14 protein-coding genes are annotated in these 14,522 nt (G+C 58.9%); 9 read left to right on the forward strand and 5 right to left on the reverse strand.

Going from position 1 to position 14,522, the window contains the following annotated elements; translation table 11 throughout:
- The first annotated feature begins 71 nt into the window (after positions 1-71).
- Entirely contained in the window at positions 72-854 is a 783-nt protein-coding gene (locus ETC27_RS02200) for a TVP38/TMEM64 family protein (protein WP_136253331.1), read from the forward strand.
- Between the two features lie 84 nt (positions 855-938).
- Here the strand turns inward: ETC27_RS02200 and ETC27_RS02205 are convergent, their stop codons facing one another.
- Entirely contained in the window at positions 939-2,279 is a 1,341-nt protein-coding gene (locus ETC27_RS02205; protein ID WP_240724763.1) for a glycosyltransferase, read from the reverse strand.
- A gap of 237 nt (positions 2,280-2,516) precedes the next feature.
- Here ETC27_RS02205 and ETC27_RS02210 point away from each other — a divergent pair, with 237 nt between their 5' ends.
- The 8 genes from ETC27_RS02210 to ETC27_RS02245 all read left to right on the forward strand — a co-directional run bounded on the left by ETC27_RS02210 (position 2,517) and on the right by ETC27_RS02245 (position 10,154).
- The gene (locus ETC27_RS02210; RefSeq protein WP_276605683.1) at positions 2,517-3,593 is read left to right on the forward strand and encodes a tartrate dehydrogenase; all 1,077 of its coding nucleotides are present in this window, start codon (positions 2,517-2,519) and stop codon (positions 3,591-3,593) included.
- A gap of 83 nt (positions 3,594-3,676) precedes the next feature.
- Complete coding sequence (locus ETC27_RS02215; protein ID WP_136253333.1) at positions 3,677-4,261, forward strand: lipocalin family protein; 585 nt, start codon at positions 3,677-3,679, stop codon at positions 4,259-4,261.
- 163 nt (positions 4,262-4,424) lie between these two features.
- Positions 4,425-5,399, forward strand: a complete 975-nt coding sequence (locus tag ETC27_RS02220) for an SMP-30/gluconolactonase/LRE family protein (RefSeq protein ID WP_306462152.1) — start codon at positions 4,425-4,427, stop codon at positions 5,397-5,399.
- A gap of 329 nt (positions 5,400-5,728) precedes the next feature.
- Positions 5,729-6,727, forward strand: coding sequence for a succinylglutamate desuccinylase (locus ETC27_RS02225; protein WP_136253335.1), 999 nt, complete (start codon positions 5,729-5,731; stop codon positions 6,725-6,727).
- A 283-nt stretch (positions 6,728-7,010) separates the two neighbouring features.
- Positions 7,011-7,781: an ABC transporter ATP-binding protein gene (locus tag ETC27_RS02230; protein ID WP_136253336.1), complete on the forward strand. Its 771-nt coding sequence runs from the start codon at positions 7,011-7,013 to the stop codon at positions 7,779-7,781.
- A 28-nt stretch (positions 7,782-7,809) separates the two neighbouring features.
- Positions 7,810-8,514: an ABC transporter permease gene (locus ETC27_RS02235; protein ID WP_136253337.1), complete on the forward strand. Its 705-nt coding sequence runs from the start codon at positions 7,810-7,812 to the stop codon at positions 8,512-8,514.
- On the forward strand, positions 8,514-9,245 hold the full coding sequence (locus tag ETC27_RS02240) for an ABC transporter permease (RefSeq protein WP_136253338.1): 732 nt from the start codon (positions 8,514-8,516) through the stop codon (positions 9,243-9,245). Before ETC27_RS02235 ends, ETC27_RS02240 begins: the two co-directional genes overlap by 1 nt.
- Positions 9,246-9,383: 138 nt before the next feature.
- Entirely contained in the window at positions 9,384-10,154 is a 771-nt protein-coding gene (locus ETC27_RS02245; RefSeq protein WP_439331784.1) for a transporter substrate-binding domain-containing protein, read from the forward strand.
- Positions 10,155-10,368: 214 nt separating this feature from the next.
- On the opposite strand, the gene ETC27_RS02250 is transcribed toward ETC27_RS02245, so the two are convergent.
- The 4 genes from ETC27_RS02250 to ETC27_RS02265 all read right to left on the reverse strand — a co-directional run bounded on the left by ETC27_RS02250 (position 10,369) and on the right by ETC27_RS02265 (position 14,431).
- Positions 10,369-11,412, reverse strand: a complete 1,044-nt coding sequence (locus tag ETC27_RS02250; RefSeq protein ID WP_136253339.1) for a GlxA family transcriptional regulator — start codon at positions 11,410-11,412, stop codon at positions 10,369-10,371.
- A 198-nt stretch (positions 11,413-11,610) separates the two neighbouring features.
- Positions 11,611-12,897 carry a TRAP transporter large permease gene (locus tag ETC27_RS02255; RefSeq protein ID WP_136253340.1) on the reverse strand — a complete coding sequence of 429 codons (1,287 nt, stop codon included), beginning with the start codon at positions 12,895-12,897 and terminating at the stop codon, positions 11,611-11,613.
- Positions 12,894-13,328, reverse strand: coding sequence for a TRAP transporter small permease (locus tag ETC27_RS02260; protein ID WP_240724764.1), 435 nt, complete (start codon positions 13,326-13,328; stop codon positions 12,894-12,896). Before ETC27_RS02260 ends, ETC27_RS02255 begins: the two co-directional genes overlap by 4 nt.
- Positions 13,329-13,426: 98 nt before the next feature.
- Positions 13,427-14,431: a TRAP transporter substrate-binding protein gene (locus ETC27_RS02265; RefSeq protein WP_136253342.1), complete on the reverse strand. Its 1,005-nt coding sequence runs from the start codon at positions 14,429-14,431 to the stop codon at positions 13,427-13,429.
- Positions 14,432-14,522 lie beyond the last annotated feature (91 nt).

Here is a 14,522-nt window from a genome sequence, read left to right on the forward strand (position 1 = left end):
TTTGGCCACCGGGCGCATTGACGTATGCTATGGCGTCATTTCGCCTACCACCTGCCAAGGACCTCGCGCGCATGCCACGCCCTCTACTGATTCTCCTGCTGCTGCTCGTCGCCCTGTTGGCGATGGGGGGACTTTGGCAATGGCTGGCCATGCACGACATCTTGACCGTGGCACGTTTGCAGGCCATCGCCGCAGGGTCGGTGGCCTGGACGCAGTCGCCGTGGGCGATCCTGCTGGTCTTGGCGGTCTATGCAGGTGCCTCTCTGATCATGTTTCCGCTCAGTCTGTTGGTCGCGGTGACCGGGCTTTTATTCGGCCCCTGGTGGGGCTTCGGCTACGCGCTGGCAGGCACACTGGCCGCCTCTATCCTGACTTACGGCGTGGGACGTCGACTCGGCCGCGAGGCACTCATGCGCTATGGGGGACGGCACCTCAAGGGGCTGTCACGCTATCTGGCGGGCAGGGGCATTCGTACCATGACGGTGGTCAATCTCCTGCCGCTGGCCCCCTTTACGCTCACCAACATGATGGCCGGTGCTTTTCACCTGCGCTTTCGTGATTATCTGATTGGCTCGATTATCGGCATCGTGCCAGGACTTGCCGGCGTTACCCTGCTAGGCAGTCAGCTGGGGCAACTGGTCACCGCCGACAACAAAGGCGAACTCGCCATGGCGCTAGGAGGAATCATCTTGGGGGTGCTGGTGCTTGTCGGTCTCAAGCGCTATGCCGCGCGTCGCCAACAACGACTGCCAGAGCAGGCTGTCCCAGCGAGCGAACCACCACCCTCGGACGAGCAAGCCTCCTCACAAGCATCCCAGCCCCAAGAAGAAAAAGGCGACTCAGCCAAGTCTTGAGGCGCCGACAACGAGAGGCAGGCTCAGTGGTGACACGGGTGAGCTTGTCTCGCCGCGCGACGTGTACTCATCTGGCGACTGGCTTTACTTGGGCGTTACTTCCTTCGACTCTGGCTCATCATCTTCCTGGCCGCGTCCTATCAGTGGCTGCCATTCGGCATGCTCCCACTCCTCCTGCAGGATAGAGCGCAGTATCCGTCCCCGATGGCACAGCATGTACCACTCGGCGCCCATGCGGCTGCGCACCCGATCCCAGGTACCATCGTCGGCATGACTGAAGGGGCCGCCCACGGCAATCGCGCTTCGATAGACCTCCAGGCAGCGACGAGCGCAGGCGGTTTCATCGAAGGCCTTGGCGGTAGCAAGCGCGCCCTTGACCATCGGCTCTCGGCAATCGTGACGGGCAAGTTCTACCATGGCATCGGCCATGGCATCTCGGTCATCATCGGGCAAAAGCCTGCCATTGTGACCATCCTTGAGCACCTCGCGTACCCCCGGGGCGGTGATGGCCACTACCGGCAAACCGGCAGCCATGGCTTCAACGACCACCATTCCCTGAGTTTCGCTGTGCGAAGCAAAGCCGAAGACATCCATGGCATGGTAGGCATCAATCAGCGACTGTCCCTGTAGGCGACCACTGAAGTGCAACCGTGAGGCCACACCATATCGCTCGGCGACCTCCTCCATCGCTTCCCGGGCGTCGCCATCACCGACCACCAGGCAATGGGCCCCGGGCAGTCGCGCCAGCATGCTCGCCACCGCCTCGATGAGGAAAGGCAGGTTTTTTTCCTTGGCGAGCCTGCCGACATGCCCAACCACATAGGCATCCTGCGGAATGCCTAGCGCGAGACGCAGAGCAGTCCCATCACCCTGTGCAAAGCGCCGAGTATCAACGCCACTGGGTACTACCCACACATTCGGGTTGGCATCCCGCTCGAAGAGCAGCTCGCGAATACTCTCGCTGGGCGCAATCACGGCTTCGCAAAGCCGTGTGTACTGAGTGGACAAGGCCACCGCAAAGCGCTGCATACGTGGCGAGTCGCCGGGCACGTAGTGCGTGTAGTGCTCATAGAGGGTGTGATGGGTGAACACCAGTGGCAGCCCGTAGGTCTCCGCGGCCCGAGCTGCGGTATCACCGAGCAGGAAGGGATGGTGCGAGTGCACGATGTCCGGATCGAAAGCCTCAATGGCCTCGTAGAGCTGACCGGGAATTGGCACCGGCAGCGAGAAGTCACTGCCATTGAAATGCTGGACAGCAGCGACACGCACCACATCGTCTTCATCTTCCGGCTGCCCAGTTAATTTGGGAGCGACCACCAATACCTGGTGCCCCTCATCCTGCAGCCGTGTTTTCAGACGCTGAACAGACTCACTGACCCCGCCCACAATCGGACAGTAAGTGTTGGTGAACATTAGCACATTCACGCCATGGACTCCCTTGTCAGCGTTTCCTGGTTACGTCGGACGCCGGTTCCAACAGAGCATGCCTACCTTAAGATAGGCGATACTGCCAGGAAACCCAGGCGTCACACGACGGCGAGATCATACACCCCATGCAAGCCCGCTCACACCTATGCACCTTGCCCCTTCGTCGCGTCAGCGCCCTTCGGCGAGCATCCCGGGATAGACTGCCAGCAGCACGACAACCTGAAAGGAGTGACCATGACACATCGCATCGCGGTTCTCGCCGGTGACGGCATCGGAACCGAAGTCATGCCCGAGGGCCTGCGTGCCCTCAAGGCGGCGGCCGAGCGCTTCGACATCGAGCTCTCGCTCGAGCCCTTCGACTTCGCCAGCTGCGACTACTATCTCGAGCATGGCCAAATGCTGCCGGATGATTGGCACGCGATCCTCTCCCAGTTCGATGCCATCTTCTATGGCGCCATCGGCTGGCCGGACAAGGTGCCCGACCACATTTCCCTGTGGGGCTCACTGCTCAAGTTTCGCCGCGAGTTCGATCAGTACGTCAACCTGCGCCCCTGCCGCCTGCTACCCGGCATCGAGAGCCCGCTGGCCGGCCGTGAACCGGGTGATATCGACTTCTATGTGGTGCGCGAGAACACCGAAGGCGAGTACTCAAGCGTGGGCGGCACCATGTTCGAGGGCACCGACCGCGAGGTCGTGATCCAGGAAACGGTAATGACCCGCACCGGCGTCGATCGCGTGCTCAAGTACGCCTTCGACCTTGCCGCCACACGTCCCAGGAAAAAACTCACCTCGGCGACCAAGTCCAACGGCATCGCTATCACCATGCCCTGGTGGGATACACGTGTGGCTGCGATGGCCAAGCACTATCCCGAGGTCGAGGTCGATCAGTTCCACATCGACATCCTGACCGCCAACTTCGTGCTGCACCCTGACTGGTTCGATGTGGTGGTGGCCAGTAACCTCTTCGGCGACATCCTCTCCGACCTGGGCCCGGCTTGCACTGGCACCATCGGCGTGGCCCCATCGGCCAACATCAACCCGGAAGGTAATTTCCCGAGCCTCTTCGAACCCGTGCACGGCAGTGCACCGGATATCGCCGGCAAGCAGATCGCCAACCCTATCGGCCAGATCTGGTCCGGCGCCATGATGCTCGAACACCTGGGCTACAAGGAAGCTGCCGATGCCATCGTCGCCGCCTTCGAGGCTGTCCTCGCCGAGGGGGATGGCACCGTGCTGACCCCGGACCTCAAGGGTACCGGGTCGACACAGACGCTTGGCCAGGCAATTGCCGCGCGGATCGCCGCTAACTGATACACCAAGACACCCGGCGGCCCTGGCGCCACATCATGATTCGCTTATGATGAAGGTTCTTTACCTACCGTCCAGGAGCCGCCATGCCGCTTCGTGACCTGATTCGTCGGCCATCGCGTCGCCAGTTCGCCATCGCCCTACCCCTCGTCGCCTCGGGGCTGCTCGCCGGGTGCACCGGCATCCCGGAAGGCACCCAGGCCGTCAACGACTTCAATCTGGACCGCTACCTGGGGCGCTGGTATGAGATCGCACGTCTCGACCACAGCTTCGAAGAAGGGCTCGACTGCGTTACCGCCGACTACTCCATGCGCGATGACGGCGGGGTAAAGGTGATCAACGCAGGGGTGAACCTCGAGACTGGCGAGCCAAACGTCGCCGAGGGCAAGGCCTACTTCATCGAAGAGCCGAGCGTGGCCCGCCTCAAGGTCAGCTTCTTTGGCCCCTTCTATGGGGGGTACAACGTGCTGGAACTCGACCCCGACTACCAGCACGCCTTGGTCGCCGGCCCCAACCGCGACTATCTGTGGATCCTGGCTCGTACCCCCACGATTCCCCCGGACACTTATCAGGGACTGGTGGAGCGCGCCGCCGAGCTCGACTTTGCCATCGATAGCTTGATCGAGGTCGAGCAGGGAGATGCCTGCACCCCCTATCGCCAGGGAGCCTAGAGTATCCACGGCTTAGGCAAAATGTATAACATACGAATAACTGAATCCAACATAAGCTGAGTGCGGCGCTACTGGCGCTTCTAGCCCATATTCAGCAAAGGATTCGCTTATGACGCTCGGAAGACGACAATTCCTCACCGCCTCGGCCGCCCTCGGCGCAGCCATGACCGCCCCATCTCTGCTGGCAGGAAGCCTGACTGGCGCTCCGCCCGCACGTTACCCCATCGAGGCCTGGCAATCCCTCGACGAGCGCTTCGACCGCTATATGCTTTTCAATTCACCGCTCGAGCGTCACTGGAGCGGCGGATTGTGGCTGGAAGGACCGGCCTGGAATGCGGTGGGGCGCTATGCAGTGTTCAGCGATATCCCGCGGGCCCGCCAGATGCGCTGGGACGAAGCCACCGGCGAGGTCAGCGTCCTGCGACACGAAGTCGGCCACTCCAACGGCAATGCTTTTGACGCCCAGGGGCGCCTGATCGCCTGTGAACACTCCCCGGCTCGCGTGGTGCGCTACGAATGGGATGGCAGCCTTAGCGTGCTGGTCGATCAATTCGACGGCAAGCGGCTTAATGCGCCCAATGACCTGGTGACACTGAAAGATGGCGGAATCATCTTCACCGACCCAGGATACGGGGCTCATGTCGATTACGAGGGACATCGCCGTGATCTGGAAGTCGACACTGCCGTCTACTTCTGGGAAGACGGGATGGAGCAACCTAAAGTACTCACCACTGAGCTCTACAAGCCCAACGGCATCGCACTGGCACCGGATGGCCAGACGCTCTATGTGACCGATACGGCCCCCTCGCACCACCCCGACCAGCCGGCCACCATCAACCGCTTTACCCTCACCGACGGTGGCAAGCGCCTCGACAAGGCACACCGCCTGGTGTCCAGTGAAAGCGAAGGCTATGACGGCATGACCATCGATATGGACGGCAACCTGTGGGTTGGCACCTCTGGAGGAGAAGGTGTGGACGGTGTCAGCGTCTTCAGCCCAGACGGCAAACGGATCGGGCGCATACTGCTACCGGAAGTCTGCGCCAATGTCTGCTTTGTCGGCGATGATCGCAATAGGCTACTGATGACCGCCAGCCAATCGATTTATACGCTGTATACTGGTGCCCGCGGCGCTTGAGCACGTTTTCACCCCTCCGTGACGTATGGGTAGCCACTACCGGCTACCCTGCGTTGCTCACTACCCTTCCCGCCGAATGACATACCGCCGCTTTTCACTATCGCACCAGACATTTTCATCAGCTCGACGTCTAGCCTTGTCGGCAAGGCAACGGATTCGGAAGGTGGGTCCATTGATCGTCTTGCGACGACCGTTCATGACAACAACCAGACAAGCAGGCGTCTCCATGATGGGTTTTCACGCGGCGCATTTCGTCGACATCTGCCAGCCCTTGCCGGCCACATATACTCACATCATTGACAGCCGTGCTCGCCAACCTGGATATCGGCATGTTGGATAACTGGCTCGATCAACTCCTCGATGATGTCGCACCAGAACACGAACATGGCCGGCTGCCCTTCGGCCACTACCGGCTTCACGGCCCCGGCATCCTCGAGCTTAACCCTAACGAGACGCTACCTGGCGCCCGCGCCTGCGTACTCTCGGCGGCGGTACACGGCAACGAGACGGCGCCGGTGGAGCTCGTCGGCGAGCTACTCTCCCGGCTCGAGGCCGGGCTGATTCGCCTGGGCGCGCCAGTACTGATCCTGATCGGCAATCCGCCTGCCATGCGTGCGGGCAAGCGCTTCATCACCACCAACCTGAACCGGCTGTTTGAGCGCGACCTAGACACGGCTGGCGAGGAACCCGACCGGGCCCGCGTGCTCATGGCAGCGGTTGATGATTTCTTCGCCCGTCACGCGACGCTGCCGCCCTTGCACTACGACCTTCATACCGCCATTCGCGATAGCCGCTTTCCGCGCTTCGCGGTGGAGCCCTTCACCGAGTCCATGGCCACCGAGCCCGCGCAGTGGCAGTGGCTGGCGCGCGCCGGCATCCAGGCGGTGCTCCATCAGCACTGCCATAGCTGGACCTTCTCGCATTACTCGCGCCACTATCACGGCGCCCAGGCATTCACCCTGGAGCTCGGTCGCGTCGCGCCCTTCGGCGAGAATGACCTGGCCGCCCTGCGCCCCATGCGCGCCCTGCTCGAAGCGCTGATCGAGGGGCATGAACCGCCGGGAGCCCCGGCCCAGAGCATGAGCTTCTTTCGCGTCGAGCATGAGCTCATGCGCGCGTCCGAGGACTTTGCTCTCTGCTTCGACGACGCCACACCGAACTTTTGCGAATTTGCCCCCGGCGAGCGTCTCGCGCGTGATGCCGAGGCCGGCGATTATGTCGTGGGGCAACACCCGCAGCGGGTGGTCTTCCCCAACGCTCGTGTCGAAATCGGCGCCCGGGCTGCCTTGCTGGTCGTCGAGGTGACGCCTCCCGGCTTAAGCGGCTAGACGCTTCATGATGTCGCGCTATGCGTGACAATACTCACGCGCGACAAAACAATCGTATGAAACAGGTTTAATAGAATTACATCCATTACAACAACAAGTTAGAGGAAACCCCCATGTCTCCCCACTCTTACACCCTAGACAAAAGTCGTAGCAAAAGGCCTTATATCTCTTCTGCCAGCCCGTTCCCAGGCTGATAGAATCGCCCCCTTTTCGCGCCAGCCACGCTGACTTCCTGCCCTGCCGCCATCCCGGCACGAGGCCCCCTGCACTGGAGCTTGAATCCATGGCCGCTACGCCTATTCCCCTGGAAGTACGCAACATCAAGAAACGCTTCGGTGACACCGAAGTGCTGAAAGGCCTGTCGCTCAAGGCCGAGAAAGGTGACGTCATCACCCTGATCGGTGCGTCTGGTTCAGGCAAGAGCACCTTCCTGCGCTGCATGAACCTGCTTGAGCAACCCAACGAAGGTGATTTGATCGTCCACGGCGAGGACATCCGCTTCAAGATGACCAAGCACGGTCGCGAGCCGGCGGATTGGAAACAAGTCGTCGACATGCGTGCCAAGCTGTCGATGGTCTTTCAGAGCTTCAACCTCTGGGCGCACATGACGCTGCTCGAGAACATCATCGAGGCGCCGATCCATGTGCTTGGCAAATCCCGCAAGGATGCCGTCGCCCATGCTCGTGAACTCCTCGAACGCGTCGGGCTCGCCGATCGCGCCGACTATTATCCGGCCCAGATGTCCGGTGGCCAGCAGCAGCGCGGCGCCATTGCCCGGGCGCTGGCCATGGACCCAGAGGTGATGCTGTTCGACGAGCCGACCTCGGCGCTTGACCCGGAGCTGGTCGGTGACGTGCTCAAGGTCATGCGCGACCTCGCCAAGGAAGGCCGCACCATGATCGTGGTCACCCACGAGATGGCTTTCGCCCGTGATGTCTCCACCGAGGTGATCTACCTGCACCAGGGGCAGGTCGAAGAAGCCGGGCCGCCGGATGAAGTGCTCGGCAATCCCAAGTCCGAGCGCCTCAAGCAGTTCCTGGCGCCCAAGCACTGATGCGCCGCCTCGGAACAAGGAGACTCACATGATCGACCTGCATGGCTACGGCCCGCGCCTGTTCGAGGGCGCCATGATCACCATCCAGCTGGGGCTATTGTCACTGATCCTCTCGCTGGTACTGGGGTTGCTAACCGCCAGCGCCAAGATGTCGCGCAGCTGGGCGCTACACCGCATCGGCACCCTCTACACCACCATCATCCGAGGCGTGCCGGACCTGGTGTTGATGATGCTGCTGTTCTTCGGCGGGCAGATTGGTATCAACCAGGTCACCGACTGGCTCTACTACCAGTTCGATATCGATATCTTCATCAACGTCAACGAGTTCGTGGCAGGGGTGCTGACCATCGGCCTGATCTTTGGCGCCTACATGGGTGAGACCTTCCGCGGTGCCTTCATGGCGGTAGACAACGGCCAGATCGAGGCCGGCCGCGCCTACGGCATGAGCAACTGGCTGGTGTTTCGGCGCATCCGTTTCCCGCAGATGATGCGCCATGCGCTGCCAGGCCTGTCGAACAACTGGATGGTACTGCTCAAGACCACCGCCCTGGTATCGGTGATCGGCCTATCCGACATGGTGCGTGTGGCCGCTGAGGCCTCCAAGGCGACCCGCGAGCCCTTCACCTTCATGCTGATCGTTGCCGGCATCTATCTGCTGATTGCCTGCGTCTCCGAATGGGGCTTCGCACGGCTACAGAAACGCTATGACGTCGGCTTTGGGGAGACCAACTGATGGAATCACTCACGACCTGGATTGAGGGGCTGCTGGCCAACAACGACATCTTCACCCTGCAGACCCTCTCCTATTACGGGGAAGGCCTGACCACCACCGTCCAGCTGGTGTTCCTGTCGCTGATCATCGGCCTGATACTGGCGGTCCCGCTGGCCATTGGCCGAGGTTCGAAACATCAGTGGATCAAGATGCCTATCTTCTTCTACTGCTACGTGTTCCGCGGTACGCCACTGCTGGTGCAGCTGTACCTGATCTACTACGGCGTCGTGTTCATCGAAGGCATTCAGGACACCTGGCTATGGGTGATCCTCGAGAAGCCCTTCGTACCGGCGCTTATCGCCTTCACGCTGAACACCGCCGCCTACACCACCGAGATCTTCCGGGGCGCCATCAAGTCCACTGCCCGCGGCGAGATCGAAGCAGCCCGCGCCTACGGCATGTCCTGGTGGCTAATGATGCGACGCATCGTGCTGCCCAGCGCTTTCCGCCGCGCCCTGCCCGCTTACGGCAACGAGGTGATCTTCATGCTGCACGCCAGCGCGATCGCCAGCGTGGTGACGATCATGGATCTGACCGGGGCGGCCCGCTTCGTCTATGCGCGCTTCTACGCGCCCTTCGATGCCTTCCTGTTCGTGGCGGCAATCTACCTGTGCCTCACCTTCAGTATTCTCTACCTGTTCCGTTATCTCGAGAAGCGTCTTCTGGCGCATCTCAAACCGTCGGGGCAATAATGGCTTAGCGTCAAACAAGCGTTGGAAAGCAGGGCAATATTGCTCCTGCTTTCCCCTTCCGACCGCTCCCGGGGTGCGCTATCTTGGCGGCGGACATCACCCACAAGGTGATTCACTACAATAACGGAGATATCCTCCATGAAAATCCAGACAATCCTCGGCATCAGCCTGATCGGCGCCACGCTTTTCGCCACTAGCGCCAACGCTGACGTACGCGACATCCGCATCGGCGTCGATGTCCCCTACGAACCGATGGAATTCCGCACGCCCGATGGCGAGCTGACCGGCTTCGACATCGAGCTTGGCAACGCGCTGTGCGCCGAAATCGGTATCCAGTGCGAGTGGGTCGTGCAGGGTTGGGATGGCATCATTCCCGGCCTGATGGCACGCAAGTACGATGCCATCATGTCGTCCATGACCATCAACGACGATCGTCGCAAGCAGGTGCTGTTCTCCGACCCGTACTTCACGCCGCCCTCCGCCTGGTTCGCCCCGAGCGACAGCGCCATCGAAGTGCCCTATCCGCAGACCCTTGAAGGCATGACCATCGGCGTCCAGCGCGGCACCTTGCAGGACAACTACGTTACCGATAACTTCGGCGACGTGGCCGACGTCAACCGCTATGCCACCGCCGACGATATGGTGCTGGACATGGACGCGGGCCGTCTGGACATCGTCTTCCTCGACTTTCCGGTCGGCAAGGCCACGCTGATCGACAGCAATGCCGGCGACTACAAGGTCATCGGCGAGATGATCACCGAGCCCAAGGAATACTTCGGTGATGGCTTCGGCATCGCCTTCCGCCAGCGCGACGAAGACCTGGCTCAAGCCTTCAATGAAGCCCTGTCCACCTTGAAAGACAACGGCACCTACGAAGAAATCTACGGCGAGTACTTCGGCTCGAAGTAAGCCTCAGCGCCAAACACGTGTCTTGCCTCGCATGAATAACGGCCCCGATATACTCGGGGCCGTTGACGTTTAAGCTCGGAGATATCTTAGCGCTATAGCATGGCGACAGCTCAAGCAAACTTTCGCTTAATAAAACGTTATTGGTGATCAGACACCATATTTACACACCTGCACTTTCGAGATTCTTATAAAGAGATGGCTAAAGTGACTGTTCTCAATCATAAAGGTGGATTGCCTTACGAAACCGCGTTGGCGATATACCGAACAGCCGACTAAAGCAACGCCTGAAGTGGGAAATATTAACGAAACCCGTCGCGACGGCAATATAGGTGAGACTTTTATTCGTATGCTGAAGTAACTGTCGGGCTTGTGTTAGCCGTAACTCCAGATAGTACCGTGACGGTGTTGCTTCGAGCCAACAGTTGAACAAGCGCTCCAACTGACGCCTCGAAACCCCGATCCAAGTCGCCACCTCCTTGATCGACAAAGGCTCATCGATATTATTATTCATTAGTTCTAGCGCATCTTTGAGTGCCTGAGGAAGACTGAGGTCACGATCGATGCTTATGACAGACGTATCGATGACTTCTGACCTTTTGTCACAACTCAAGACCTCCTCAATGGCATTGATATAGGCACCCTCACAGTCTTGACGGATGATCAACAACATCATGTCCAGCGAGCTATTGGCGCCGGCACAGCTTGCTCGATCACGATCCACAACACAGCTTCGTTGAGAGACTACAACCTCAGGAAACTCCTCCGACATCATGCTTCGCCCATCGGGGTGGAACGCACATTCATATCCGTCCAACAAACCGGCCTCGGCAATGAAATATGCACCATTCCACAACCCACCCAGCAGACACCCGGCATGGCTTGCGGCCTTTAATTTAGCTCTAAGAGAATGGGAGGAGTGCATCTCGAGGCGATATCCGCCGCAGAGTATGAGGTAATCAACATCTCCTTCGTCTAGATCTTCCAGAGCATAATTTACAGCGACTTCAATTCCTATATCACTAAGGACCTTATGACCGCCATCGCTGAAAACCGACACCTCATATCTCATGTTCGACTTGACTAAATTGGCCGTTACCAGAGCATCCACAGCCCCCGTAAAGGCCATCAAGGAGAAATGCTCAAAAAGTATGAAGGCAACCTTTTTTCTTCGAATTATCGGTTCTTCACTAGCTATAGCGTTAATAAAGGCTCTGTTCTTGCTAATCAGAAGGCTTTTAAATCGAGCACTTTTTACCATGGCTTTTTACCGGCGATCATTATCATCTCAACCGGACATTGTTTAGAGGTGATAAAAACCCTTAATGCGTTTCTTGCATTAACTGCCATGCAACGTCTAAGCACAGGGCAACTCTACTCCAATACCGGCATACGAAGATGGCGGAGACACCAATAACACGATACCCGGCGGCGCCGCCGAGTATCGTACATCTATAGCCTATAAAAGATTGGGTAGCCAAAGAATCAGATTCGGAAATGCCGTGAAGACGCCTACGGCACCCAACAGAATCACCCAATAGGGCAGCGAGGCCCAGGCAGCTTCAGGCAACGACACTTGATTATGGGTAATCGAGCAAAGAACGAACAGGTTGAGCCCCACTGGTGGCGTGATCATGCCGATTTCCATCAACAGCGTCACGATGATGCCGAACCAGACGGGATCGAAACCCAGGCTAGTTACCATCGGGAAGGTAATGGGTAGGGTCATCAGCAGCAGGGATATCCCGTCGAAGAAACAACCAAGCAGCAGATAGACAAGCACGATCAACAACAGGATGCCGTAGCGATCCAGCCCCAGACCAGCGATGGCATCGACTGCGGCCCTGGGCATCCCGAGCAGGCTAACCGCCTGGGACAAAATCACGGTACCGATCAAGATCATGGCGATAGCCCCAAACATCATCGACGCATGCTTGAACGCTCCCCATAACTTCTTCAGATCAAGATCGCCCCAGGTCAAACCAAGCACGATACTGGCCGTCACTCCAAGCGCGGCTGCCTCGGTGGGCGTTGCGATGCCCATGTAGATGGTGCCGAGCACAAAGAAAATCAGGATCGGCAGGGGCCAGACTTCTAGCAGGCCACGCCCCACTGCCCCCCAGTCCATCTTCTCCTCGCGGGGCGGTGCGACCGTAGAACCAAAACTCGAACGCACCATGATCCAGCCAAAGAATGCCGTAGCAATCATCAAGCCAGGCAGCATGCCTGCTATGAACAACTTGCCGATCGAAACATTCTGGGTCGCCCCATAGATGAGTAGCGCCAAGCTAGGCGGAATCAGCAACCCCAGCGTGCCGCCCGCAGCCAACGTACCGACAATCATGCTGGGGGAGTAGCCACGCTTGCTAAGCTCGGGATAGCCGACTGAGCCGATCGCCGCCGCGGTAGAGGTGCTGGAACCACTTACCGCACCGAAGAGCGTGCAGACGGCAATGTTGGTATGCAGCAACTGACCGGGAATTCGCCGGAAAAGTGGCGTCAAACCGTTGTAGACCCGGGTCGAAATGCCGCTGGCCAGCAATATGTCACCGAGAAAGATGAACAGCGGCACAGCACTGAGCGTGAATTCGGTCAGCAGGTTCCAGGCCGAGTTGATCGCCAGTGCCGACGCGCCGCCGGCCTGGAAATGAAGCAGAATGAAACCGGTCAGCCCTAGCGCCGCACCCAGTACGGCACCGCTGCCTAGAAACACCAGCAAGCCTGCGCTTAGAATCGCCCAACTCATGACAAGCCCTCCCCGGAGGTTTCATCGGCAGAGCCAGCAAGACTACGCAGCCCGTTTCTCACAACGATCAAGATGCACAGCAGCATCGACATCGGCATCAGTGCCATCCAGGGCCAAAGCAGGACCCCGCTAATCTCGGAACGCGAGCCGATCTGAAAGGAAAACATCATGAAGTCCCATGCCTGGTAGGCGAAGGTGGTGGCGAAGGCGATGAAGATCGCATTGGCGAAAATATCGGCCGCCACGGCCAGCCGGTGGGAAAGCTTACGCACCAGAAGATCGATGCGAATGTGCTGACTGGTATTCAACACGTGGGGAAGCGACAAGAACGAGAGGGAGAGAAACAGCAGGCCGGAAAGCTCATCGGAAAACCCGATGGGGCTTCCGGCCAGATATCTCATCAGAGTACTGACCAGCACGAGGCCGGTCATGAAAATCCCTCCACACACGCCTATCAGGAATACCCCGTATACCAGTCTGTCCAGCAAAGTAGACAAGACTTTCATTACAGGCCTCTCTCAATTATGGCTTATTGGGAATCATCCTGGAGTTCACTGGTGACGGTTTCGTAGTAGCGAATACCATCGGCCATCTCGTGCCAGGCTTCCCAGGCGGCATCCACGAAGGTCTGCACATCCTCGTCCGAGAACGCCGGCAGCATCGTGATGCCCATGGCCTTGCGTTCCTCTCGTGCCTTGGCCTCGCGCTCAGGGTCCACTGCTCGATCGCGCGTCTCTTGCCAAATTTCATTGCCAGCCCGGGTTAAGACCTCCTGCTGCTGCTCATCCAGGCTTTCCCAGGTGCTATCACTGACCCCGAACATCCAAGGTGAAGCGGCCCAGGGGTGGAGGTAAGCTTCGTAGTCGGTCACTTCCTGGAGGGAAACTGTCTGTGCGACAGTCGACAGATAATAGGCACAGTCCACAACGCCAGTCTGCAGGGCCAGATACATATCATTCTGAGGAATCACCTGGGCCGAGATACCGAGGCGATCAAAGGTTTCAACGAGGTGACCCGACCAGACGCGTACCTTCTTATCGCGCAGACCCTCGAGGCTGTTGACTGGCTCCTTGCAATGCAGTCCCACATCGAACACCGGGGCGACGACACCACCGATCGTGTGGATGCCCCAGTCGGCATAGCCCTCGCGATACAGCTTGCGCAAGGTAGGCAAGATCTCAAGATGCTGCTCCGCATCGGTGATCGCCCCTTGTGCATAGACAGAGGCCATTTCCGGGGCATCACGGTTGTAATACTCTCCGTACATCAGCGCCATGTCGACCATGCCACGTTGCATGATGCGCAGCATATCGGCCTCTTTCAGGCCAAGCGAGCCTGCATGATAGACGTCGACCTGCAGCTGGCCGTCGGAATACTCATCGACCAGCTCGGAGAAACGCTTTATTGAGGCCGCCTCGGGGCGCGATTCCGCAAGCCCACTGTGAAACTTCAGGGTCCGGACCTCTGACCAAGCCTGAGACGCAGACGTCATTAGTGCCAGGGTGACGCTCGTTACCAGTATTGTTTTTTTCATTTCAGCTTTCCTTGGTTGGCAAACTCTTTAGAACATCTCACGAGGTAAGGCCGGAACTGGCACTGGATACGAACAAAAAGGGCTCATATGC

Origin of the sequence: Onishia niordana, from assembly GCF_004798965.1 — a bacterium.
Lineage (GTDB): Bacteria > Pseudomonadota > Gammaproteobacteria > Pseudomonadales > Halomonadaceae > Onishia > Onishia niordana.